The organism is Cupriavidus necator, assembly GCF_013141915.1.
GTDB classification, from domain to species: domain Bacteria; phylum Pseudomonadota; class Gammaproteobacteria; order Burkholderiales; family Burkholderiaceae; genus Cupriavidus; species Cupriavidus necator_B.
In genome coordinates this window covers 531,994-555,500 of sequence record NZ_SROX01000001.1, presented here as the reverse complement: position 1 = coordinate 555,500, position 23,507 = coordinate 531,994, and the positions used below count along the sequence as shown (strand labels likewise).

Below are 23,507 nucleotides of genomic sequence, written 5' to 3'. Positions count from 1 at the left end.
ACGCTACGCCAGCAGGGTCGCCGACAGCGCCAGGAAGTCGAGCACGGCCATGCCGTCGGCGGAACGCTTGGCCTCGCGCTTGGCAGCGGCCGCCGCGGCGCCGATCTGCTGGCTGCCCAGCCGCTGCAGGCTGGCCACGCCCTCGCCACTGAGGCACACCACGCCCACCGCCATCGATACCGGGGGGAAGAACACCGGCCTACCGTGCCGGTCTTCGCCGTGCATGCCGCCGGCGGCGCGGTCCGGCGGGGCATACATGGCGCGCGCCGCATCGTTGAAGCGCAGGATCGCGGCCCGCATGCGCTCGGCCCAGTCGCCACTCTGGTACAGCACCAGGAAATCGTCGCCGCCCACGTGCCCGAGGAAATCGCGGGCCGGGTCGCACGCCTCGGCCAGGATCGCGGCCGCGCCCTTGAGCATCTCGTCGCCTTTCCAGTAGCCGTACTTGTCGTTGAACGGCTTGAAGTGGTTCAGGTCGACATAGCAGGCATGGAACTCGCTGGCGGCCTCGATCAAGCGTTCGATATGCTGGTTCAGCGGGATATTGCCCGGCAGGAAGGTCAGCGGATTGGCGTAGCGCGCCGCTTCCATGCGCACCTCGGTGATTGCCCGGATCAGGTCCGCGCCGGTGCCGAGCCCGATATAGCGGCCCTGGTCGGTGATCACGAAACCCTCGGCCAGCGGGCGCGTGTTCTCGCCCGACAGGATCTGCGCCATGTCCTCCAGGCTGGCACGCTGGTCAAAGCACGCCGGATCGCGGCTGGCCATGGCGATGCACGCCTTCTTGCCATAGAGCTCGCGGTGGAACGGCGCCGCGTAGCGGTCGATAAACGCCTGGCGGCCGATGATGGCCAGCGGCCGCCCTTCATCATTGACCACCGCCACCGCCTGCAGGTCGGGCTGGTCCTGGAAGGTGCGCAGCACCGCATCGTTGCTGGCCGCAGGCGACACCGTCGGCGCCGGCCGCACCAGTCTTCCCGCGGTGATGCCCGACCAGCCGGAGCGCACCATCTGCGGAAACACCGCAATGCGACGCGATGCCAGCGCCTGCCGCACGTGCAAGGCGGCCTGCGCCACGGGTTGCGCCATGGGCCGTCCCACGTAATAGCCCTGCGCGCCGGTCACGCCCAGGTCGCGCACCACGGCCAGTTCATCTTCGTCTTCAATGCCTTCGGCGATCACGCGCCCGCCAAAGGCGCTCATCATGCGCAGCAGTGCGCGCAGGATTTCCAGCCGGCGCGAACAGGACGCGATGCCGCGCACCAGCGACTTGTCGATCTTGACGAAATGCGGCGACAGGTGGGCAAGCAAGTCCAGGTTGGCATGCCCGGTGCCGAAATCATCCAGCGCGTACTGCATGCCGAGTTCCCGCAACACCGCCATGGCCATGCCGAAGCTGACTGCGTCGCCGATGGGCGTCTGTTCGGTGACCTCGATCACCAGCCGCGACGGTGCCATGCCGGCTTCGAGCAAGGCCGCCATCAGGCGCCCCCGCTCGGCCAGCAGGTGGCGCAAGGTCTGCGGGCTGAAATTGAGGAAGAGCTTGCCGGGCAGGTCGAAGCTGCGCCACGCGACCAGCGCGGTGCGCGCCGCTTCCACCTCCAGCGCGATGGTGGCGCGGACGCCTTGCGCCAGCCGGAACAACGCGTCCGGCGCCGCCCAGGGGGAGCCCACCGGACCGCGGATCAGCGCTTCGTAGCCGAGGATGGCGCCATTGTCTGCCTGCACGATGGGCTGGAACACGGCATTGAGCGGCGGCAGGCGCATCGGGGGTGCAAACACGGTCTCGTCCGGGGCAACGCCGGTAGCGTGGGGCGCGGGATCATGCTGGAGCGTGGCGGCAGTCAGGCCATTCATAGGAGCAAGCGGGGATGGTGCGGCTGCAATCAGGAGGCGCAGCGCGGCCCATATTGCATGACATCCACATGACAGCGCGATGACAGTCCATCTACGCGAATGTCACGTCGGCGTCACGTTGATCGACGACGATCCGTGCGCCGCTGCGACTGTCCCGTATAGAGGGCAGCGCCAGCCGCGAATCGGGTCAAGCCCCGGGTGCCGCAGGCCCGTCAGGCCGGCGCGCCCGTCTGGAGTCATCTCCGTGTTGCAAGTGTTCAAGACATCCCTGCCCGGCCACCGTCGGGCCGTTGCGCCCGCGCGCGGGCTGGCCCGGCTGGGCCGCCTGCCACTGGTGGCGCGCCTGTGCGTGGCCTTTGCCCTGGTCTACCTGTTTGGCGCCGCGGTCGGCCTGACTGGCATCGCCAACCTGATCTCGATCAAGGCGCGTACCGATACCCTGTACCAGCACGACATGCACGGGGCCATCTCTGCGGAGCGGGCGCAATCAGCGCTGGCGGCGCTCGGGCGGGCCCAGCTGGCGCTGACCATGGCCACCAGCAGCACCGAGCGCGACGGCGCCGCCGACGAGATGGCGGCGGCCCTGGCGCAACTGGACGCGGCACTGGCCGGCGTGCACCGTGCCGCTCCGGCCCAGGCGGCGCCACTGCTGCGCGAACGCCAGCGCGCCAGCGAGCTGGCGCAAGCCTACGTGGCATTGCTGCGCAAGCAGCCGCTGGATCCGTTGCAGTTCGACAGCGCGGTCTCGGTCGACGGCCACTTCGTCACCGAGCACCTGCAGCGGCTCAGCAGCCAGGTTGAGGCGGTACGCCGCCAGCAGGAGCAGCAGGCCGCCGCTACGGTCGCCAGCGTGGCCACCAGCCAGCTGCGCGCGCAGGCCTGGATGGTGGCGCTGCTCGGCGCCAGCCTGCTCGCCGCCGCCGCGCTGGCAGCGATTGCCGCGCGCAGCCTGCGTGCCGAGCTGGGCGGCGAGCCGCGCGATGCCGCCGACATCGCCCGGCGTATTGCGGCAGGCGACCTGACCGCCCCGATCGCGCTGCGCCCTTCGGACCACAGCAGCATGCTGCACCATGTAGCCGGCATGCGCGACCAGTTGGCCGGCGTGCTGGCACGCATCCAGGCCAGCGCCCACGAGATCACCGCGGCCAGCCAGCAGATCGCGGCGGGCAACCAGGCCCTGTCGGCACGAACCGAGCAGCAAGCCAGTGCCCTCGACGCAACCACCGGCCGCATGCAGGTGCTGGCGGCGCACGTGGCCGCCGCGCATGCGCAGGCCACGGAATCGAGCGAGATGGCCAGCGCGGCGCGCGCCGCCACCGATGACGGCGCAGCCGTGGTGCAACGCATGCGCGGCGCGATGGATGCGCTGCATGGCCATTCGCGCCATATCGCAGAGATTGTCGGCGTGATCGAAAGCATCGCGTTCCAGACCAATATCCTGGCACTGAACGCCGCCGTGGAAGCGGCGCGTGCGGGCCCGGCAGGCCGCGGCTTTGCGGTGGTGGCACAGGAAGTGCGGGCGCTGGCACAGCGCAGCGCCGACGCGGCGCGCGAGATCGGCGGCATCGTCGGCAATGCCACGCATGAGATCCAGCAAGGCGCCAGCCTGAGCGGCAGCGTCGTGGCGGCGATGGACCGGATTGCCGCGACGGTGGGCCACAGCCATGCGCTGGCCGAGGGACTGCGCACGCTCGCGGACGAGCAGGCCGACAGCGTGCAGGGCGCCACGCAGGCCGCAGCGCAACTGCGCCAGACAGCCGAGCAGAATGCTGCGCTGGTCGACGAACTGGCCGGCCAGGCAGCGCGGCTCGACCAGCAGGCCGCCGCGCTGGCCGCAGACGTCGCACGCTTTCGCTTTTAGCAGCCCTGAGCTGGCGACTGCGCGAAAGATGTGTCGGGTCGAAACATTTGTCATGACGACGTAACCGGCATTTACGTCTTCCGCGACGAAGTTACAGATATGTTGCAACTGAACCAGCCCCGGTAACGTGACAGCCCGGTTGCGGCGAGTAATCTTGCTTCACACCAACTGAACTGGCACCTGCTCAGGAAACCATGGCTGAACGACTCATCATGCTGGACGTACCCGGCGTCCTGTACTCCGACCGCTCCCGCGCCCGCCTCGGCGGCATTCCGGATTCGGGCACGCCGCGCGACGTCAGGTTCTTCGACCCGGTCGCCCTTGGCTTGGTCCGCAGGCTGTTCGGCGTGGCTGGCGCGCGTGTGGTGGTATCCGATGCCTGGCGCCGGGGCACGCCGGCGGCCATCCTGCAGCAACTGGACCTGCAGGTCGAAGCCATGACGCCGCCGGTCGCAGGCGGCCACGGCGCCGAGATCGAAGCGTTTTTCGCCCAGGCCGCGCGCCCGGGCCATTACGTGATCCTGTCCTCCGCCCCGGCCGGGTCGATGCCCGAGGCGCTGCGCGAGCATCTGGTCACGGTCGACCCCGTGGCGGGCCTGACCCTGGAAAACTTCCAGCAGGCTCTGGATATCCTGGGCGTCGCCTGCCCGTCGACGGTGATGCCGGCGCCGAAGCTGGATGCCGGGCTCAAGGCCAAGCTGGCGCAACTGCAGCAACTGGCACGGGACAACCCCGCCCGCTTCGGCAGTGCGCTGGCACCGGCACGCGAAGTGACGGCCGTCCACGCCTGAGCTGCCGCTGCCATGCAGTCCCCGCGGGGCGCCCATGGGCGCCCCGTTTTGCATCCGGTGACCCTGAACGCGCGATACCGGCTGGCCCGCTGCGTGGGTCTGGCGTACCGGGGCCGGCGATCCCGTATCATGCTCGCTGTCGCCGGCCCCATGCCGGAGCTTTGTGCCAGGACCCGCCATGCCTCACCTCGTCATCGAACTGACTGAAAACACTCGCCTGAACTGCTCGCAGGAAGAATTGCTGGATGAGGCGAATGCCGCCCTGCTGGCTTCCGGACAGTTCCAGGAAGCAGATATCAAGTCGCGCTGTATCACGCTGTCGACCTACCGCCAGGGCATCGATGCCGTCGAGCGCGCCTTTGTCCATGCGCGCCTGTCGATCCTGGACGGGCGCGATACCGCCGTCCGCCAGTCATTGGCGCAGGCGGTCTGCGACGTGATCGCCGAAGCCGTGCGCTCGGGCGGCGGCACCGGACAGAATGTGCAGGTGTCAGTAGAAGTGTGCGAGATGGCGCGCGCCACCTACGCCAAGCAAGTGGTGGCTTGATTGCCGCCGCATCGCGCGGCCAATAAAAAGCCCGCGGCCGTTGCGGCCGCGGGCGGAAGCTTCAGGAAGACTCCGGAAGCTCTGTCATGGGGAGCGCCCCCGCACCCATGACGTAGTGGATTCTAGGTGGCGAACATGGCCACCGACTTGACCTGGATTAAACGCAGCCGGATTGATGCCGGCCGCCATAGAAAAAGGAGCCGGCAAGCGGCTCCTTTTCTTTCTCGACAACTGGTGCAGATCAGGCTGCGGCGTCCTTCAGCTTCTTCAGCGGACGGACCTTGACCTTGACGCTGGCCGGCTTGGCCGGGAACCAACGCTCTTCACCGGTGAACGGGTCCTTGCCGAAGCGCTTCTTCTTGGCCGGCACTTGCTGCGCCGTGACCTTCAGCAGGCCGGGCAGCGTGAACTCGCCTGCGCCCTTCTTGTTCAGCGCGCTGACGATGGTGTTTTCCAGATGGGCCAGCACCGTCTTCACGGTCTTGGGTTCCAGTTCCGTCTGAGCTACCAGGTGAGCGACCAGGCTCGACTTGTTGAAGGTGTCCTTCAGCGGGCGCGCAACGGGCGCAGCGGCGGGAGCAGCCTTCTTGGCCGGCGTGGCCTTCTTGGCGGCAGCCTTCACGGGTGCCTTGGTTGCCGCAGCCTTCTTGGCGGCGGGCTTGGTTGCAGTCTTCGCGGTCGGTTTCGCTTTGGTCGCCATATCGATATTCGTAGGTTGAACAGATGGATGCCGGCAGGTCTGATGCGTTGCTACTGAGCGTTGCGCAATCGCCTGATCGACGCCCACTGAATCATAGCGGAAAGTACCGTAAGTCAAGGGGTTTTCATGCACGCGAAGCGCAAAACCCGGTGAAAACCCCGGGTTTTGTCGCGGCTTTGCCTCAGTGCAAGCGCGAAAACGGCCTACGTCCCCCCACTTTGGCGCGCGCGGCCGCAGCGACGAAGCCCGGCGCGCTACGCTGTGCATGCGTCTGGACGCTACCGTTCGCGCGCAATCCCCGATGCAGATCGCCAGCAACGCGCCGGCGGCGAGCGCCCCGAACGCGATCAACGCCACGCTCAGCAGCGACAGCGGATGGCATGGCGGCGGGCGACGTCATCGGGGTGGCACTCGATCACGACGACGGCATCTGGCAATACGAGCTCAAGCTGCTGCTGCCGGGCGGCTCGGTGGCCAAGCTCGAACGCCCGAGCTGCAATGCGGCCCGGTCCGGATGACGTTACGGAGATCGCCGCCCTGGATGACGGCAGCCTGAGGCCGGTATCGCGCCCGCTGGGCGGTCGGGCCGCCCGTCTGCGGCTGCCGGCAGGGGCAGCCCTGATCAGTGCGCGCGGGCGGCCATGGCGTCGCGCGTATCGCGCGCCAGCCCCAGCGCAAAGGCCGTTTCGGCAACCAGGAACAGCGGGCCGATCAGCAGGCCGACCAGGTCGTCGACGAAGGCGGGCTTGCGTCCTTCGTAATAGTGGCCGATGAACTGGATCACCCATCCCACCACGAATAGGCCGATGCCGAGCGCGAGCCACCAGACCGTCGGCATCGCTGCGATATGCGCGCCAGCATAGAGGAACAACGCGAGGATCAGCGCCATCGCCACCCCGAAGCCTAGCGACAAGCGCAGGTAGAACAGGCACGACAGGATATACAGCAGCATGGCCGGGGTCAGCACGGCGCTGCCATCGCCCAGAGCCAGTGCCGGCCGTGCCAGCAGCGTGGTCACGGCCAGCACGATCATCGGGATGCCGAGGAAATGGGTGAAGACATTGCGCGGGTCGCGATGGTAGGCAGCGTAGGTGGCGAGATGTTCGATCAGGGTTTTCACGGGCGTCTCCTGGACTGCGCGAGGTGCGCGCGCGGCTGGCGCGAGGTGGATTTATAGTAGTGGGCGTGCATCGGCCGGTCTGTCAGGTTTTTGACATTCCGCCAGGTGCCGGGAACGGAAACCGGCATGCGACCGGCGAGCCCGCCACAGCACGCTCTCATCGCCCCACACCAGCCCAAGGCGCAGCCCGCCGATATGATGTCCAGTCCGATGCTGCCATGCAGCGACCCACTTGCCGCGGTGCGTGCTGGCGCGTGGTTCAGTCAGTTGCCACCGGCGCTGCGCCAGGCGCTGGTGGATGACGGCGGCCTGCGCCGGCTGGTCGCCGGCGAGACCCTGTTCGCGCGCGGCGATCGCTTCGATGGCCTGTATTGTGTCGCCAGCGGCACCATGCAGATCCACGCCAGCGGCGCATCGGGCAAGGCCGCGGTGCTGGGCCTGCTGGAACCCGGCACCTGGTTCGGCGAGATCTGCCTGTTCGATGGACTGCCGCGCACCCATGACGCGCGCGCGGCCACCGCCGCCACGCTGTGGCATGTGCCGCGCGCCGCGCTGGCGCAGCGTCTCGCGCAGCAGCCGGCGTGGTGGCAGGCGTTCGGGCAACTGCTGGCAGCCAAGACGCGCGAAGCCTTCCACTATGTCGAGGAAGCGCAGTTGCTGCCGCCGGCAGCGCGTGTCGCGCGGCGGCTAGCCGCGATGGCCCATGGCTACGGCAATCTGCCGCACGCGGTGGCCACGCGGCGCGTGCGCATTGCGCAAGAGCAGCTGGCGCAGATGCTGGGCCTGTCGCGCCAGACCGTAAACCACGCGCTGCGCGACCTGGAAGCGCAGGGTCTGCTGCGTCTTCAATATGGCGGCATCGAACTGCTCGATCTGCCCGCGCTGGAAGCGCTCAACTGACCGCACCATACCGGAGCCCCGCAACCCATGACTACCCTGGACGCCGCCCAACTGGACGCCTGGCTGGCGCGCCTCGGCATCGCCGCGCCGCCGTCGCCCACGCTGCAAGCGCTGGATGCCGTGCTGGCCGCGCACCTGGCCAGCATTCCGTTCGAGAACGTGGACCCGCTGCTGCGTCGCCCGGTGCGCATCGACCTGGATGCCGTGTTCGACAAGCTGGTCACCCGCCGGCGCGGCGGCTACTGCTTTGAACTCAATACGTTGCTCAGCGCCGGGCTCGGCGCGCTGGGCTATATGGTGACGCCGCTGGCCGCACGCGTGCGCTGGGGCGTGCCGGACGACGTCCCGACCATGACCTCGCACATGCTGCTGCGCGTGGAAGTGGCGCACCGCAGCTACCTGGCCGATGTCGGCTTCGGCGGCCCCACGCCGTTCCGCGCGATACCGCTGTCCGAGCCGGCCGACGACGGCTTTCCCTATCGGCTTGCGCCCTCCCCGGCGCAAGCTGCCACCGCCGCATTCCACAGCTTCGACCTGCAGGTGCATGGCGACGCGGGCTGGTTACCGGTCTACCGTTTCGACCTGACGCCGCAGCCATGGATCGATTTCGTGGCGCGCAACTGGTATGTCTCGACGCACCCCGACAGTGTCTTCCTGCAACGCCTGATGGCCGCGCGCACCGATGGCGGCACGCGGGTGACGCTGGCCAACGGCGAACTGGCCGAGCGCGCCCCCGACGGCAGCGTGCGCCGCACGCAACTGCAGCATGCCGACGCCGTGGTGCAGGCCCTGTCAGACCGTTTTGGCATCCTGTTGGACGAGGCCCTGTGCAACGACCTGAGGGCCACGCTGCCCCGTTTGCTGGCGCCTGCGACGGCATCCGCGGGCAGCTGAAGCGGGGTTGCGCGATGCAGCATCGGCGCCATGCACGGCGCGCATTGCCCGCAGAAAGAATGCTGATAAGGCCGGTAACCGCCACCCGGCGCTGTGGACTCGGCCATGGCCGCGCCACATAATGTTCCGGCGACGACGCCTTTCGGGCGTCTGCAGCACAACAGCGCGGCACCCCGCCGCCAGCACAAGCCGGCCAGCACCGCTGACGCCGGCGCAGCCATACAGGAGACTCCATGTCATTGTTCGATCTGACGGGCAAGGTTGCCATCGTCACGGGCTCTTCGCGCGGCATCGGCCGCGCCATCGCCGAGCAGATGGCCGTACAGGGCGCCAGGGTGGTGATTTCCTCGCGCAAGGCCGAGGCCTGCCAGGAAGTGGTGGATGCCATCAACGCCCGCCATGGCGCCGGCACCGCAATTGCGGTCGCGGCCAACATCTCTTCAAAGGAAGACCTGCAGCGCCTGGTCGACGAGACCAACCGCGCCTTCGGCAAGATCGACGTACTGGTCTGCAATGCCGCATCCAACCCGTACTACGGGCCGATGAGCGGCGTGTCGGACGACCAGTTCCGCAAGGTGCTGGACAACAACGTCATCTCCAACCACTGGCTGATCCAGATGGTGGCGCCGCAGATGATCGACCGCAAGGACGGTTCGATCATCATCGTGTCGTCGATTGGCGGCCTGCGCGGCTCGCCCACCATCGGCGTCTACAACATTTCCAAGGCTGCCGACTTCCAGCTGGCGCGCAACCTGGCAGTCGAGTTCGGGCCGCACAATGTGCGCGTGAACTGCATCGCCCCGGGGCTGATCAAGACCGACTTCGCCCGTGCGCTGTGGGAAGATCCCGAGCGCTACAAGCAGTCCACCCAGGGCGCCCCGCTGCGCCGCATCGGCGAGCCCGTCGAAATCGCCGGCGCGGCCGTGTTCCTGGCCTCCGCGGCCAGCACCTTCATGACCGGCCAGGCCATGGTGGTGGACGGCGGCGTGACCATCTGAGCCTTTGGCGCACGCGTTGCATGGCGGCCGGCGCTGACTGCGCCGGCCGCTTTCCTGCATTTCCCTCAACCTGCAGTGCAGTTCCGGGAGGCAGTCCATGTCGAGCAATACGCAGTTGGCCAGCCATTGGCCGGTCATGTCGCTGGCCGAGGCGCACGTCTGCCTGACCGCGCCCGGCGCGCCCTTCGAAACCGAAACGCGCGTGATCCGCGGCATCCCCACCACGGTCTGGAAGAACGCCCCGCCCACGCTGCGCGAGCTGCTGCTGGCCACGCGCGCGTTTGCCGAGCGCACCTTCGTCGTCTACGAGGATGAGCGCGTCACCTACGATGCGTTCCTGCGCGCCGCCATCGCCATGGCCCAGGCGCTGGTGCGCGACGGCGTGCGCAAAGGCGACCGCGTGGCGCTGGCCATGCGCAACTTGCCCGAGTGGCCGGTGGCGTTCTACGGCGCGCTGCTGACCGGCGCCATCGTGACGCCGCTCAATGCCTGGTGGACCGGCCAGGAGCTGGAATATGGCCTCGCCGATTCCGGCAGCCGCATCGCGATCGTCGATGCGGAGCGGCTCGACCGGATCCTCGAACACCTGCCGGGCTGTCCGGCGCTGGAACGCCTCTACGTATCGCGCGCGGGCGCTGCCCCGGCCGACCCGCGCGTGACGGCGCTGGAAAGCGTGATCGGCCCTTCGGCCAGCTGGGCGGCGCTGCCGGACCAGGCGCCGCCGGCAGTCGAACTCGACCCCGACGACGACGCCACCATCTTCTACACATCGGGCACCACCGGCAAGCCAAAGGGCGCGCTCGGCACGCATCGCAACTCCACCTCGGTGGCGGTGGCCGGCGGCTTCAGCCCCCTGCGCAACCTGCTGCGCCGGGGCGAACCAATCCCGGCGCCGGATCCGGCCGCGCCGCAAAAATCGATGCTGCTGGCGGTGCCGTTCTTTCACGTCACCGGCTGCATGGCGGTGCTCAACGGCGCCATTGCCACCGGCGGCAAGATCGTGCTGCTGCACCGCTGGGACGCGCTGCGCGGCATGGAACTGATCGAGCGCGAGCGCTGCACCGCGGCGGGCGGCGTGCCCACCATCGCGTGGCAGATCCTGGAGCATCCGGAGCGCGGCCGCTTCGACCTGTCGTCGCTGGAGAACATCAACTACGGCGGCGCGCCTGCCTCGCCCGAACTGGTCCGGCGTATCCGCGAGGTGTTCCCGCTGGCCGCGCCGGGTATTGGCTGGGGCATGACGGAAACCTCGTCCACCTTCACCAGCCATAGCGCCGAAGAGTACGTGATGCGCCCCGACAGCAGTGGCCCCGCGCTGCCGATCGGTGAAATGAAGGTGGTCGACGGCCGCGGCCGAGCGCTGCCGCCCGGTGAAACCGGCGAGCTGATGGCGCGCGGCGCCAATGTCGTGCGCGGCTACTGGAACAAGCCCGAGGCCACGGCCCAGACCTTTGTCGACGGCTGGTTGCGCACCGGCGACATTGCCCGGCTGGACGAAGAAGGTTACGTCTATATCGTCGACCGGATGAAGGACATGCTGATCCGCGGCGGCGAGAACATCTACTGCATCGAAGTGGAAAGCGCGCTGTATGAGCACCCCGCGGTCATGGACGCCTCGGTGGTCGGACTGGCGCACCGGACGCTGGGCGAGGAGCCGGCCGCGGTGGTGAGCCTGAAGCCTGGCATGCAGGCGAGCGAAACCGAGCTGCAGGATTTCGTGCGCGAGCGGCTGGCGGCCTTCAAGGTGCCGGTGCGTATCCTGATTTACCACGAGATGCTGCCGCGCAATGCCAATGGCAAGATCATGAAATCGAACCTGCGCAAGCTGTTCGACGCCGCCGCGTAAGCCCAGGCAGCGCGACCGCATCGCTCCGACCCACCAACAAGGAACCAAAAATTGACCGACCAAGCCAAGCCGGATCCCTTGCTGTTTAACGCCGTGCGGGCCCTTGGCGCGGCAGCACTGGCCGCGCTGCTGGCCGGCTGCGCCGCCGGCGGCACCAACCTGTCCGCGGTGCCCGAATTGCGTCCGGGCGTGCCGGCCGGCTACCTCGCCGCCGACGCGCGCCCCGACAGCCTGAAGCTGCTGCCCGCGCCGCCGGCACCGGGTTCGGCCGCGCTGGCGCTGGATGCGGAGTCCGCGCGCGAGGCCGGTCCGCTGCGCGCTTCGCCACGCTGGCAACTGGCGGCCGAGGATGCCGTGTTGACCTTCCCCCAGGCCGCCGGCAGCTTCTCCTGCGCGCTGGGCGTGCCCGTCAGCGAGAAAGACACCCCTTACCTGAACATCCTGCTGCGCCGCAGCCTGGTCGACGCCGGCCTGTCCACGTACAAGGCCAAGGACCATTACAAGCGCCCCCGCCCGTTCGTGGCCAACAAGACCGGGATGTGCACGCAGGCCGAGGCTGCCAAGCTGGAAAAAGATGGCTCCTACCCGTCCGGCCACAGCGCCATCGGCTGGGCCTGGGCGCTCATCCTGACCGAGATCGAGCCGGCGCGTGCCAATGAACTGCTGGCGCGCGGACGGGCCTTTGGGCAAAGCCGCGTGGTCTGCAACGTGCACTGGCAGAGCGATGTCAACGCGGGCCGCACCATGGCGGCGGCCACCGTGGCGCGGCTGCATGCCGACCCCACCTTCCGCGCCGACCTGGAACTGGCGCGCCGCGAGGTGGCTGCCGCGCGCGCCGCGGGAGCGCGGCCATCGCGCGATTGCCTGGCGGAAAGCGCGGCGCTGGCGCCGTGATACCGCCGAAATACCGCCGAGCGGGCCCGCTATTTCACCGGAATCACCGTGCCGGCCGGCACCGGTACGGCGGTCACGCTATTCTGCGGACTGCCGCTGACGATTCGATCCGAATACGTCAGGTAGACCAGCGTATTGCGCTTGCGGTCGACGGCGCGCACCACGTGCAGCGCCTTGAACAGGATCGACATGCGCTCGGAGAAGACATTGTCCTGCTGCCGGATCGGCCCCTTGAAACCGATCGGACCCACCTGCCGGCACGCGATCGAAGCCTCGGGCGGATCTTCCGCCATGCCGAGCTGGCCCTTGATGCCGCCGGTGCGGGCGCGCGACACGTAGCAGGTAATGCCGTCCACCTGCGGATCGTCATAGGCTTCGATGACGACCTTGTCGGATCCGGTCATGCGGAAATTGGTGCTGACGCTGCCGATCTCCTCAGCACTGACACCCGCAGCGGCGGCCAAGCAGGCGGCGGCCAGCAGGGTGCGGACGAATGGTTGGTTGCGCTTCATGGCGGTATCGCGAGGCATCGGCACTCAGTTCACCGACGACTTGATGTCGCCGTGGCGCTTTTCCATTTCCTGGCGCAGCGCGCGGCGCTGCTGCGCGGCGGCAAAGCGCTGGCGTTCGACCTCGTCGCGCGGTTCCAGCGGCGGCACCTCGGCGGGGGTGCCGTTGTCGTCCACCGCCACCATGGTGAAGTAGCAGCTGTTGGTATGGCGCACCAGCTTGCTGCGGATGTTCTCGGTCACCACCTTGATGCCGATCTCCATCGAACTGCGGCCGGTGTAGTTGACCGATGCCAGGAAGGTCACCAGCTCGCCCACGTGGATGGGCTGGCGGAACACCACCTGGTCTACCGACAGCGTGACCACGTAGCGGCCGGCATAGCGGCTGGCGCAGGCATAAGCCACCATGTCCAGATACTTGAGGATGGTGCCGCCGTGGACGTTGCCGGAGAAGTTGGCCATGTCCGGCGTCATCAGCACGGTCATGGAAAGCTGGTGGGACAGGTCATTCATGATGCGGGATACGAAGATTGCGGGGGCGGGATTGCCGGCATGCGGGCGCCGGCAGTTTAACCCGGATCGCCACGCGGTTGCGGGGGCGCAGCGCGCGGCGCGGCCAGGCGGCCTGCCGGCAAGGCCGGCGCATAAAAAAAGCGGCCTGCCAGGCCGCTTCTTTCACTATGGACGCAAACTGCTTACTTTTTCTTGTTCACGGCGTCCTTGAAACCCTGACCCGCCGAGAACTTGACGGTCTTGGCGGCCGGAATCTTGATGGTTTCGCCGGTGCGCGGATTGCGGCCGGTGCGGGCAGCGCGCTTGCCGGCGCTGAAGCTGCCGAAACCCACCAGCGTTACAGAATCGCCCTTTGCCACTGCCTTCTTGATACTGTCCAGCGCTGCGTTGAGCGCACGCTCGGCGGCGGCATTGCTCAATTCTGCTTCCGCGGCGATGGCCGATACCAGTTCACCTTTATTCATGGCTGATTTCCCTTGTTGGTCGTCGTCACCGATGTGCGTGCCTCGCGGCAGGCCATCGATCGGCGCAGTCTAATCTGCCCGTCGCGCGTTGAGCAATCCCCAGTGGCACCAATGCGACAAAAAAACCCGCAAATCCTTGCTTGAGGCCAGTTAGCGGGCAATTTCCCCTGCTGTTCGCGCTTGCCAGGCCCCCCCTTTTTGCCGGGCCCGAGCGGCCGCCCGGAATCGCGCCCGCCAAAACTACCCAGCATAGGACAGATTCCCCGAAATGGGGCGATGCACCACAACGGGGTCGCCCGATGCCGCCGTTCCGCTCCATGCTGGCGCACTGCGGGTCCGGCGCTGACAACGGGCCGACGGCCACCTGCTCCACGGGATCGACTACATGCCGCATGCCGGTGCGCCTTTTTACCCGGCACGGTGCAAGCGGCACCAGGATGCAGCTGTCACTGGAACGCTTTTTGCATACTGATGCGCCCATTTTGAGCATGAGGTCACTTATGGACAACTGGAAGACCGGCACCGACGCGCTCTTTATCCTGCTTGGCGCCATCATGGTGCTGGCCATGCACGCCGGCTTTGCGTTCCTGGAACTGGGTACGGTGCGCAAGAAAAATCAGGTCAATGCGCTGGTAAAGATCCTGGTGGATTTCGCCGTATCCACCATCGCCTATTTCTTTATCGGCTACACCATTGCATATGGGGTGCAGTTTTTTTCCGGCGCCGAAACGCTGGCCCAGAAAAATGGTTACGAACTGGTCAGGTTCTTTTTCCTGGCGACTTTTGCCGCCGCCATTCCGGCGATTATCTCCGGCGGTATTGCCGAACGCTCGCGCTTCAACCCGCAACTGGTCGCCACGTTCGTGCTGGTGGGTTTTGTCTACCCGTTTTTTGAAGGCATGATGTGGAACCAGCGCTACGGCGTGCAGGACTGGCTGACGCGTGTTGCCGGCGCGCCCTTCCACGACTTTGCCGGTTCGGTGGTGGTGCATGCGCTGGGCGGCTGGATTGCGCTGCCCGCGGTGCTGCTGCTGGGCGCGCGCCGCGGCCGCTACCAGAAGGACGGCCGCATCAGCGCGCATCCGCCCTCGAACATCCCGTTTCTGGCGCTGGGCGCCTGGATTCTTGCGGTGGGCTGGTTTGGCTTCAACGTGATGAGCGCGCAGACCGTCGACAAGATCAGCGGCTTGGTGGCGATCAATTCGCTGATGGCGATGGCCGGCGGCACGCTGGCCGCCTGGATGGCCGGACGCAACGATCCGGGCTTTGTCTACAACGGGCCGCTGGCCGGCCTGGTGGCGGTATGCGCAGGCTCGGACCTGATGCATCCGCTTGGCGCACTGGTCACCGGTGCCGTGGCGGGGGCGCTGTTCGTCTATATGTTCACGCTGGCGCAAAACAAGTGGCATATCGACGATGTGCTGGGCGTGTGGCCGCTGCACGGGCTGTGCGGCGCGTGGGGCGGCATCGCCGCGGGCATCTTCGGCGCGAAGGCGCTGGGCGGCCTTGGCGGGGTGTCGCTGGGCGCGCAGTTACTGGGCACCCTGCTTGGCATCGTGGTGGCGCTGGCGGGCGGCACGCTGGTCTATGGCACGCTGAAACGGCTGGTGGGTATCCGCCTCGACGCCGAGGGCGAGTTCAATGGCGCCGACCTGACGCTGCACCGGATTTCCGCGACCGCCGAGCGCGAAACCAACTGGTAATACCCGCCAGCGCATTTCCGAAATAAACAGACGAGCCGTGCAACGCGGCTTGTCTTAACAATTATTTGCTTGCACTTCCGCGCGCGGCCTCTCAATAATTGCCGTGCCCAGGGATTGCGCCGCCACGGCGCGCAGGGGCTCGCACGCAGCGGCCGGCTGGTTCGGGGATTGTTGGGTCGGCGGCTGACCGTCACACCAACATGAAAGGAATACGCCGATGGATGCCTCTACCTTCGACAACCTCAAGACCCTGGTGGTCGCCTACGCAACCGAATTCGGCGTCAAGATCCTGGCGGCCCTCGCCTTCTGGGTCATTGGCCGCTGGTTGATCCACGTCGTGGTGCGCATGGTGCAGAACGCGCTCGGCAAGCAGAAGGTCGATCCCACGCTGCTGCGCTATGTCGGCTCCATCGTCACCGTGACGCTGAACGTGGTGCTGGTGATCGGCATCCTCGGCTTCTTCGGCATCCAGACCACCACCTTTGCCGCGCTGATCGCCGCCGCCGGCGTGGCCATCGGCATGGCCTGGTCGGGGCTGATGGCAAACTTCGCCGCCGGCGCCTTCCTGGTGGTGCTGCGTCCGTTCAAGGTGGGCGACTTCGTCACCATTGGGGGCGTAAGCGGCACGGTGCGCGAAATCGGCCTGTTCGCGACCACGCTGGATACGCCGGACAATGTCCAGACCGTGATAGGCAACAACAAGATCTTCAGCGACACCATCCAGAATTTCACCGCCAATGCGTTCCGGCGCGTGGAACTGAAAGCGCAACTGGCCGGCAGCACCGACGTGGCCGACGCGGTGGCACTGCTGAAGACCCGCATCGCTGAAATTCCCAACGTGCTGGCCGAGCCGCCGGTCGACGTCGAAATCCTGGAGTTCACGCTGGTTGGCCCGGTGCTGGCGGTGCGGCCCTATTGCCACAACGACCATTACTGGCAAGTTTATTTCGACACCAACCGCATCCTTCGCGAATGCTTCGGCCAGGCCGGCTACGCCGCGCCGATGCCGGCCCACATGGTAGTGGTCCAACAGGCCGCGGCGCAGCAAGCCGCCGCGCAGCAGGCCGCCTGAACTGGCGCGCGCCGCCGATGTCAGCGGGTGCCCGGGCGCGCGGCTGCGCCCGAGCGCCCGTAATGGCGCATCAGCACCGCGCCGGCGCCGCAGGCCGCCATCACCACGCCCAGCGGCAGCGCGCTGCCGTCGCGCCACACGCTGACCGCGGCGCCGCCGAGCGTGCCGAGCGAAAACTGCAACGTCCCCATCAACGCCGAGGCCGTGCCGGCGCGATGCCCCTGGTGCGCGAGCGCCAGCGCCGATGCGTTCGGCGAGACGCAACCCAGCGCACCGATAAACACGAAGAAGCCGGCCAGCAGCACCGGCAGCACCGCCATCCCCGCCAGTGCGGCCACCGCCAGCACCGTCCCCGCGGCAAGTGCCGCCAGCAGCGTAGCCCCCAGCACCTGGTCGAGCGAACGCCCGCGCACCAGCCGGGCATTGAGCTGCGACATCGTGATCAGCCCCAGCGCATTGGCACCGAACACAAACCCATAGTGCGAAGGCGCGATGCCGTGCAGTTCGATCAGCACGAAGGGCGAACCCGAGATATACGCAAACATGCCCGCCGAGCCAAAGCCGGCCGACAGCGAATAGCCCAGGAACTCCCGGTCGCGCAGCAGTTCCGCATAGCTGCGGGCCACGGAGCCGAGCCGCAGCGGCGCCACATGGCCGCGATCCAGCGATTCCTCCATGCGCAGGTGGACCAGCAGCAGGATCAGCAGCCCGGCCCCCGCCAGCACCCAGAAGATGGCGCGCCAGCCCGATACGGTCAGGACTGCACCGCCGATGATCGGCGCCAGGATCGGCGCCACGCCCATCACCAGCATCAACGAGGAAAACGCCCGCGCCGATTCATGCGCCTCAAGCCGGTCGCGGATCACCGCCCGTGCCATCACCATGCCGGCGCAGCCCCCCAGTGCCTGCAGGAAGCGCCATAGCATCAGCGATTCCACGTTGCGCGCCAGCGCGCAGCCCACGGCAGCAACCACGTAGAGGCACAGCCCGACATAGAGCGGCGGCTTGCGCCCGAAGCGGTCGCTGAAGGGACCATAGAAGGCTTGTCCGATTGCGAGCCCGACCAGGAAAGCGCCGAGGGTCAGCTGGACCTGGCCGATGTCGACGCCCAGATCGCCCGCCAGCGTCGGGAAACTCGGCAGGTACATGTCGATCGACAGCGGCGCGATCGCCATCAGCGAGCCGCAGATCAGCAGCCAGGCAGGAAAACGCGGCGTCGAGGCGGCGCTTGGGGGATGAGGCATGGGGACAGTATCCGACGGCGATGGCGCTGCCCTGCGTGGCCGTACCGCACGGGCAGCGCAGGGAAAGACGCAATTGTTGCACAACATAACCAATGCGGCCGGCCCGGCGAAGCTCGCTTGCGGCCAGTCGCGCTGAACCACCGGCCTGCCAGTTGCCCCGCCGAAGGCGGGTCCGGCAAAGCTGGCAAACCCGGCAGGATTGGTGAATAGTGGCGTCAGGCCCTGGCGTTCATGGCCTCTGCCACGCCGCAGCGCGAAGGCGCTTGCGGGACGCGACTTTCATGCGCCACGGGGTCGAGGGTACAATGCCAGCCTGTCGGCGTAAGACTCGCCGTCGGCCTCGCAGAGAGGGACGGCAAGTACAGGTCCCCGCAACATTAGCCTGCATGAGAATACGACACACGCCGCTTTCCGCTTCGCCAGGCATCGCCGCACTCGCGGCCGTGCTGCTGCTGCCGCTGCCCCTGACGGCCAAGGCAGCGCCGGCGCAGTTGCGCAATGCCAGCGCCCCGATGCTGGTTCCCGCGGCTGATGAAGCCGACCCGGTGGCCCGCATGCTCAAGGGCGCGGCCACCGGCCAGAACACCGGCGCCGCCGGCGTGCCCGAACTGCTGCGCAACGCCACCCGCCCCGACAACGTGCTGGCGCGCGCCTGCCGACAGCTCAACGACGCCCTGCCGATCGAGATCGATGGCGAGACCCGCCTGCGCCGCTGCCAGTCGGTTCCGGGCAAACACGTATTGTTCCAGCTGGAACTGACCAACTACCGTGGGCCGATGCTGGACCTGGCCAGCTTCGAGGTGAATTACGCCGCGCCACTGCAGCGCAATATCTGTGCGAACCGCGATGTCGAGATCCTGACCAAGCTGGGCGTCAGCATGTTGTTCCGCTACATGACCCGCAAGGACCGTGGTGAGCGCCGCATCGGCGACGTCTATATCAACGGCCCGATCTGCAGCGCAGCGCTGCGCTGACAGGCGACCGCCGCAAGCAAAACGGCCCGCTCGCGCGGGCCGTTTTTTTGCCTTGTGCAACCGGCTTATGCGGCGCGCGGTCGCAGCGGCACCACGTTGGCGGCGCGCCGTACCAGCATGCGCGTGTCCTTCCAGCCGGCGTCGGCCAGCGGCGAGCCCCACACCAGTTCATGCAGGCGCGCCAGTGCGAACGGATTGCCGAGCAACACATGCTTCTGCGCCGGCGTGAGCGCGCGCGGCCCGTGCGTCAGCGCATGCTCGACCAGGGCCTCATGGCGCTTGCGTGCCGATTCGGGCTGTACCACGCGCGGCGTGGCGGTCGCGCACATCAGTGCGTTGGTGACCGGGTCTACCACGGCATCGACAAAATTCGGCGTTTCGGCGGCGTTTTCGACATGCTGCTGCGTTTCCACGATCTCGCGCGGCACCAGCGTTTCCTCCGGGATCATGAACAGCCCCACATTACGCGAAGCGCGGCCCAGCGACACCCGCGACAGCATTACCGAAAGCGGGATCGACAGCGCCAGCGACCCGACGATCGGCAGCAGCCACAGCACATAGGACGGGTTCAGCCAATACACCAGCCCGCCCCACGCCAGCCCCAGCGCGGTATGCCAGCCGTGGCGGCGGAAGGCTTCGCCCCAGGTGGTCTCGGCATCTTCGCGCGGCGGCGATTTCCAGGAAATGCCCCAGCCGCTGTACGCCGCGATCACGAACTTGGTATGGAACAGCATGCGCGTAGGCGCAAGCAGCGCGGACAACAGCACCTCGATCAGCATGCTGGCAAAGAGCTGCACCGCGCCGCCGTAGCGCCGCGCCTGCTTCATCAGCAGCGCCACGCTGGCGAGCTTGGGCAGGAACAGCAGCGTGGCCGTCGCCGAGAACAGCGCCAGTGCCTTTTCCGGATGCCATTCGGGCCAGGTCGGGAACAGCTGGTATTGCTGCGTAAAGTATTCCGGCGGCACCAGCGCGTGCTTGGCCAGCATCGCCGTGGACAGCAGCAGGAACAGCAGCCACAGCGGGGCCGACAGATACGCCATGATCCCGGTCAGGAACACCGCGCGGTGCACGACGTGGAAGCCTTGCTTGAGCCACAGCCGGAAATTCATCAGATTGCCCTGGCACCAGCGGCGGTCGCGCTTGACCTCGTCCAGCAGGTTCGGCGGCAGCTCTTCATACGAGCCCTCGAGGTCGTAGGCAATCCACACGCCCCAGCCGGCGCGGCGCATCAGCGCGGCCTCGACAAAGTCGTGCGACAGGATTTCGCCGGACAGCGGGCCGCGGCCTGGCAGCGGCGCGAGCGCGCAGTGTTCGATGAACGGCCTGACGCGGATGATGGCGTTGTGGCCCCAGTAATGCGACTCGCCCAGTTGCCAGTAGTGCAGCCCGGCGGTGAACAGCGGGCCGTACACCCGCGTGGCGAACTGCTGCACGCGCGCATAAAGCGTTTCGCGGCCCACTGCCAGCGGCGCGGTCTGGATGATGCCGGCGCCGGGGTTGGCTTCCATCAGCCGCACCAGCGTGGCCAGGCAGTCGCCGCTCATTACGCTGTCGGCGTCGAGCACCACCATGTAGCGGTACTTGCTGCCCCAGCGGCGGCAGAAATCGGCCACGTTGCCGGTCTTGCGCTTCACGCGGTGGCGGCGCCAGCGGTAAAAGATGCGGCCGAAGCCGCCGACGGCGCGGCACAGTTCCATCCAGGCATCGTGCTCGGCGGTGCGCAGGTCCGGATTGCCGCTGTCCGACAGCACGATGAAGTCGAAGTTGGACAGGTGCGGCGTGCGCGCCAGCGACTCATAGGTGGCGCGCAAGCCCGCGAAGACGCGCGTCACGTCTTCATTGCAGATCGGCATGATGATCGCGGTGCGGGCCTCGGGCGCTATCGGCGCGTCGGGCCGATCCGGCACCGCCGAGCGCGAGATCAAATGCTTGTCGCCGCCCTTGGCCAGCACCAGGAAGCCCATCATCGCCGTCCAGAAGCCGGCCGACACCCACGAGAACAGGATGGCGAACAGCACCAGGATGGCGATCTCGAGCGGATCCGTGCCGTGGTACGGCAGCACGTTGGTCATGAAGTACGTCGCCAGCACGGTCTGGAGCGCAACCAGGCCCAGCAGCACCCAGCGGCGGTGCGAGCCCGCGGGATGCCATTTGCCTTCGGCGTCGGGCCCGTCGTGCAAGGTGTCCCACGTCTCGGGCACGGGCGGGCGGCCCAGCATGCGGCGCCACGTGTTGCGCAGCCAGCCGGTAACGATATGCGGCGGCCACTGGCGCGGCACCATCGAGCTGCGTTCGGGCGCCGGGCCGGTGTCGGCCTTCACGGTGCCGTCCTGGCGCCGCCGCAGCAGCGGCGCGCCGCCAACCTGAGGATTGCCGTAAGCCATGGCGAAGCGGCGGCCCACCGAGGCGTAGGCGCTGCTGCCGTGCGCCGGCGGCGTGTCCTTGCCGGCCAGGCGTGACTGCAGGCGCGTGATGGCCTCCTGCGCGTCGCGGCCATCAGCCGTGACCGGGATCACCGGCGTCACCGAAGCCAGCGGCGTGGCAGGTGTCGCCGCGCCGGCGGCCATGCTCGGGCTATCGGCCAGCAATTCGCTGCGCGCTTCAGGCGATACGGGCAGGCGGTCGAGATAGCGCTCGCATGCCGCCGCCTGGGCCGGTCGCTGCTTTAGGCGGGGGGTAAGATGTAGCTCCACGTCTCGGACAGGGTTGTATTGCCGTTGCGAAGATAGCCGCGCAACTCTACCGGCTTGGTTTCATCCTTGCGACGCATCAACATGGTCATGCGCCAGCCGCCGGTGGCGTCATTGCGCTGCACCGACGTCTTCAGCAGTTCGCCGTTGGCATCGGCCGAAACCACCGGGTCGATGCGCACGTCTGCGGGCAGCCTGCGGAAGGCCGGGCCTTCGAAGTCCACCACCAGCGAAAAGCTCATGTCCTCCTTGCTGCGGGTCTGGCCCTGGCCCAGGCGGGTCTGCGTCACCCACGACAGCGGCGGCTCTTGTTCGCCGTCCTTCTGCCACAGCAGGCGGTACTCGTAATCGAAGGCCTGCTTCGGCTTGGGCGGGTTGTCTGGCACCCAGTACGCGACGATGTTGTCATTGGTCTCGTCCGGCGTCGGAATCTGCACCAGCTCCACCCGGCCCGAGCCCCAGTTGCCGCGCGGCTGCACCCAGCCGCTTGGCCGGCGCTCGTACCATGCGCCGATTTCCTGGTAACTGTTGAAGCTGCGATCGCGCTGCATCAGCCCGAACCCCTGCGGATTGGTCGCGGCGAACGAAGTCACCAGCAGCCGCTTGGGATTGACCAGCGGACGCCAGACCCATTCCCCGGTGCCGAGGTGGATCGACAGGCCATCCGAGTCATGCACCTCCGGCCGGAAATCCTGCGCGGGCGACGGCTGGTTCTCGCCGTACAGGTACATGCTGGTCAGCGGCGCGAGGCCAAGCTTGGTCACGTTCTCGCGCAGGTAGAGGCGCGACTTGACCTCCATCGCGGTCTCTGCGCCGGGCTTGATGGTGAAACGGTACGCCCCGCTCATGCGGCGCGAATCCATCAGCGCATAGATGGTGATGTCCTTGGCATTGGCGCCCGGGCGCTCGATCCAGTATTCAACGAAGCGCGGGAACTCCTCGCCCGAGTTGAGCGCGGTATCCACCGCCAGGCCGCGTGCCGACAGCCCGTACCACTGGTCCTTGCCGAGGGCGCGGAAGTAGCTGGCGCCGAGAAACGACGCCAGCTCGTCCTTGCGCTTGCCCTGGTTCAGCGGATACAGGATGCGGAACCCGGCGTAGCCCAGGCCCTTCAGCTTGGCGGCATCGACCTTGTGCGGGCCGTAGTTGAACGCGGCAGGGTCGAAGCGGAATTCACGCACGCTGTTACCCACCACTTCATGGATGCGCACGGGCTGGTCGAACACCATGCCCTCGTGGAAGAACGACAGCTCGAACGGCGAACGCGTGCCGCGCCAGGCGAAGCGCTCTGGCTTGTATTCGATCTCGCGGTAGCGCTCGTAAGTCAGCTCGCGCAACTCGCGCGGCAGGTTCTGCGCGGGCGCCTTGTAAGGCGACGCCGCCAGCTGGCGCGCACGCGCCGCGACGGTGTCGAAGTCGAACGCATGGGCCGCCATCGCAAACAGCCCCAGGGCCCCCACGCCGAACCAGCCCGCGATCCGTGCACCGGCCCGCGCGGCGCGGCGACGGGCACCCGGCCCCGCGGGCAAGGTAAACGGTTCGGCAATTCGTGGCGTGGCGATCTGTGACATGTATGCCCGGGTGAGCGGTTGAATCGGAGCGGCCGGCATCGGCGACCTGTACGAAGAAGGACACGGCAAGAGATGAGCCGGGCGCCGAGCGGCGAGGCCCTGACGCGGGGCAAGTTGCCCGCGGGGCACCGTGTCCGGTTTGTTGCGATGCGCAATAAACCATAGCAATTCGAGACGCAAAAGTCACGTTTCGATCACGCAAGGTTTGCAACAAAATGTTGGTGAGGTAGCCCGAAAGCCGCACCACGCCTGGCTTGCCGGACGATGAGGTCACATTGGCCCCAGGCTTCGGCGAGCGCAGTGCGCGCAGGCGCTCGCGCCCGCTCGCCGGGCCGGCCCGGCGAGCGCCCGGCCCAGTT

The 23,507-nt window shown here is 67.4% G+C and carries 21 protein-coding genes; 12 read left to right on the top strand and 9 right to left on the bottom strand.

Going from position 1 to position 23,507, the window contains the following annotated elements:
- Window positions 1-3 precede the first annotated feature (3 nt).
- Window positions 4-1,857 (bottom strand): EAL domain-containing protein, encoded by a 1,854-nt coding sequence (locus tag E5S69_RS02540; protein ID WP_171513430.1) that lies wholly within the window; start codon window positions 1,855-1,857, stop codon window positions 4-6.
- Window positions 1,858-2,101: 244 nt separating this feature from the next.
- Here E5S69_RS02540 and E5S69_RS02535 point away from each other — a divergent pair, with 244 nt between their 5' ends.
- From E5S69_RS02535 to E5S69_RS02525, 3 genes are all read left to right on the top strand, one after another.
- Window positions 2,102-3,718 (top strand): methyl-accepting chemotaxis protein, encoded by a 1,617-nt coding sequence (locus E5S69_RS02535; protein ID WP_171513429.1) that lies wholly within the window; start codon window positions 2,102-2,104, stop codon window positions 3,716-3,718.
- Between the two features lie 194 nt (window positions 3,719-3,912).
- Window positions 3,913-4,509, top strand: a complete 597-nt coding sequence (locus tag E5S69_RS02530) for an HAD domain-containing protein (RefSeq protein ID WP_171513428.1) — start codon at window positions 3,913-3,915, stop codon at window positions 4,507-4,509.
- A gap of 178 nt (window positions 4,510-4,687) precedes the next feature.
- Window positions 4,688-5,056 (top strand): 5-carboxymethyl-2-hydroxymuconate Delta-isomerase, encoded by a 369-nt coding sequence (locus E5S69_RS02525; RefSeq protein WP_171513427.1) that lies wholly within the window; start codon window positions 4,688-4,690, stop codon window positions 5,054-5,056.
- Window positions 5,057-5,297: 241 nt separating this feature from the next.
- Here the strand turns inward: E5S69_RS02525 and E5S69_RS02520 are convergent, their stop codons facing one another.
- Window positions 5,298-5,756: an HU family DNA-binding protein gene (locus tag E5S69_RS02520; protein WP_116340185.1), complete on the bottom strand. Its 459-nt coding sequence runs from the start codon at window positions 5,754-5,756 to the stop codon at window positions 5,298-5,300.
- 380 nt (window positions 5,757-6,136) lie between these two features.
- Here E5S69_RS02520 and E5S69_RS02515 point away from each other — a divergent pair, with 380 nt between their 5' ends.
- Window positions 6,137-6,274, top strand: a complete 138-nt coding sequence (locus tag E5S69_RS02515; RefSeq protein WP_171512978.1) for a PepSY domain-containing protein — start codon at window positions 6,137-6,139, stop codon at window positions 6,272-6,274.
- A gap of 104 nt (window positions 6,275-6,378) precedes the next feature.
- On the opposite strand, the gene E5S69_RS02510 is transcribed toward E5S69_RS02515, so the two are convergent.
- Window positions 6,379-6,876 (bottom strand): Mpo1-like protein, encoded by a 498-nt coding sequence (locus tag E5S69_RS02510; RefSeq protein WP_171513426.1) that lies wholly within the window; start codon window positions 6,874-6,876, stop codon window positions 6,379-6,381.
- A 198-nt stretch (window positions 6,877-7,074) separates the two neighbouring features.
- Here E5S69_RS02510 and E5S69_RS02505 point away from each other — a divergent pair, with 198 nt between their 5' ends.
- The 5 genes from E5S69_RS02505 to E5S69_RS02485 all read left to right on the top strand — a co-directional run bounded on the left by E5S69_RS02505 (window position 7,075) and on the right by E5S69_RS02485 (window position 12,408).
- Window positions 7,075-7,776, top strand: a complete 702-nt coding sequence (locus E5S69_RS02505; protein ID WP_423766614.1) for a Crp/Fnr family transcriptional regulator — start codon at window positions 7,075-7,077, stop codon at window positions 7,774-7,776.
- 27 nt (window positions 7,777-7,803) lie between these two features.
- Window positions 7,804-8,670, top strand: a complete 867-nt coding sequence (locus E5S69_RS02500; protein ID WP_171513425.1) for an arylamine N-acetyltransferase family protein — start codon at window positions 7,804-7,806, stop codon at window positions 8,668-8,670.
- 233 nt (window positions 8,671-8,903) lie between these two features.
- Window positions 8,904-9,668 carry an SDR family oxidoreductase gene (locus tag E5S69_RS02495; protein ID WP_171513424.1) on the top strand — a complete coding sequence of 255 codons (765 nt, stop codon included), beginning with the start codon at window positions 8,904-8,906 and terminating at the stop codon, window positions 9,666-9,668.
- A 97-nt stretch (window positions 9,669-9,765) separates the two neighbouring features.
- Window positions 9,766-11,514 (top strand): class I adenylate-forming enzyme family protein, encoded by a 1,749-nt coding sequence (locus E5S69_RS02490; protein WP_171513423.1) that lies wholly within the window; start codon window positions 9,766-9,768, stop codon window positions 11,512-11,514.
- Between the two features lie 51 nt (window positions 11,515-11,565).
- Window positions 11,566-12,408, top strand: a complete 843-nt coding sequence (locus E5S69_RS02485; RefSeq protein WP_216621185.1) for an acid phosphatase — start codon at window positions 11,566-11,568, stop codon at window positions 12,406-12,408.
- Between the two features lie 29 nt (window positions 12,409-12,437).
- Here the strand turns inward: E5S69_RS02485 and E5S69_RS02480 are convergent, their stop codons facing one another.
- From E5S69_RS02480 to E5S69_RS02470, 3 genes are all read right to left on the bottom strand, one after another.
- Window positions 12,438-12,920 (bottom strand): CreA family protein, encoded by a 483-nt coding sequence (locus tag E5S69_RS02480; protein ID WP_171513422.1) that lies wholly within the window; start codon window positions 12,918-12,920, stop codon window positions 12,438-12,440.
- Window positions 12,921-12,944: 24 nt separating this feature from the next.
- The gene (locus tag E5S69_RS02475; RefSeq protein ID WP_012355963.1) at window positions 12,945-13,430 is read right to left on the bottom strand and encodes an acyl-CoA thioesterase; all 486 of its coding nucleotides are present in this window, start codon (window positions 13,428-13,430) and stop codon (window positions 12,945-12,947) included.
- Between the two features lie 182 nt (window positions 13,431-13,612).
- Entirely contained in the window at window positions 13,613-13,894 is a 282-nt protein-coding gene (locus E5S69_RS02470) for an HU family DNA-binding protein (protein WP_010814166.1), read from the bottom strand.
- 500 nt (window positions 13,895-14,394) lie between these two features.
- On the opposite strand from E5S69_RS02470, the gene E5S69_RS02465 reads away from it, so the two are divergent.
- Both E5S69_RS02465 and E5S69_RS02460 read left to right on the top strand, forming a co-directional pair.
- Window positions 14,395-15,597, top strand: a complete 1,203-nt coding sequence (locus E5S69_RS02465) for an ammonium transporter (RefSeq protein ID WP_171513421.1) — start codon at window positions 14,395-14,397, stop codon at window positions 15,595-15,597.
- 217 nt (window positions 15,598-15,814) lie between these two features.
- Window positions 15,815-16,669, top strand: a complete 855-nt coding sequence (locus E5S69_RS02460) for a mechanosensitive ion channel family protein (RefSeq protein WP_171513420.1) — start codon at window positions 15,815-15,817, stop codon at window positions 16,667-16,669.
- A 20-nt stretch (window positions 16,670-16,689) separates the two neighbouring features.
- On the opposite strand, the gene E5S69_RS02455 is transcribed toward E5S69_RS02460, so the two are convergent.
- The gene (locus tag E5S69_RS02455; protein ID WP_171513419.1) at window positions 16,690-17,913 is read right to left on the bottom strand and encodes a Bcr/CflA family multidrug efflux MFS transporter; all 1,224 of its coding nucleotides are present in this window, start codon (window positions 17,911-17,913) and stop codon (window positions 16,690-16,692) included.
- Window positions 17,914-18,299: 386 nt separating this feature from the next.
- Here E5S69_RS02455 and E5S69_RS02450 point away from each other — a divergent pair, with 386 nt between their 5' ends.
- Window positions 18,300-18,887, top strand: a complete 588-nt coding sequence (locus tag E5S69_RS02450; RefSeq protein ID WP_171513418.1) for a hypothetical protein — start codon at window positions 18,300-18,302, stop codon at window positions 18,885-18,887.
- Between the two features lie 65 nt (window positions 18,888-18,952).
- On the opposite strand, the gene mdoH is transcribed toward E5S69_RS02450, so the two are convergent.
- Complete coding sequence (gene mdoH, locus E5S69_RS02445; protein WP_171513417.1) at window positions 18,953-21,580, bottom strand: glucans biosynthesis glucosyltransferase MdoH; 2,628 nt, start codon at window positions 21,578-21,580, stop codon at window positions 18,953-18,955.
- Window positions 21,553-23,148 carry a glucan biosynthesis protein G gene (locus E5S69_RS02440; protein WP_171513416.1) on the bottom strand — a complete coding sequence of 532 codons (1,596 nt, stop codon included), beginning with the start codon at window positions 23,146-23,148 and terminating at the stop codon, window positions 21,553-21,555. The genes mdoH and E5S69_RS02440 overlap by 28 nt, the downstream gene beginning before the upstream one ends.
- Window positions 23,149-23,507: the final 359 nt, after the last annotated feature.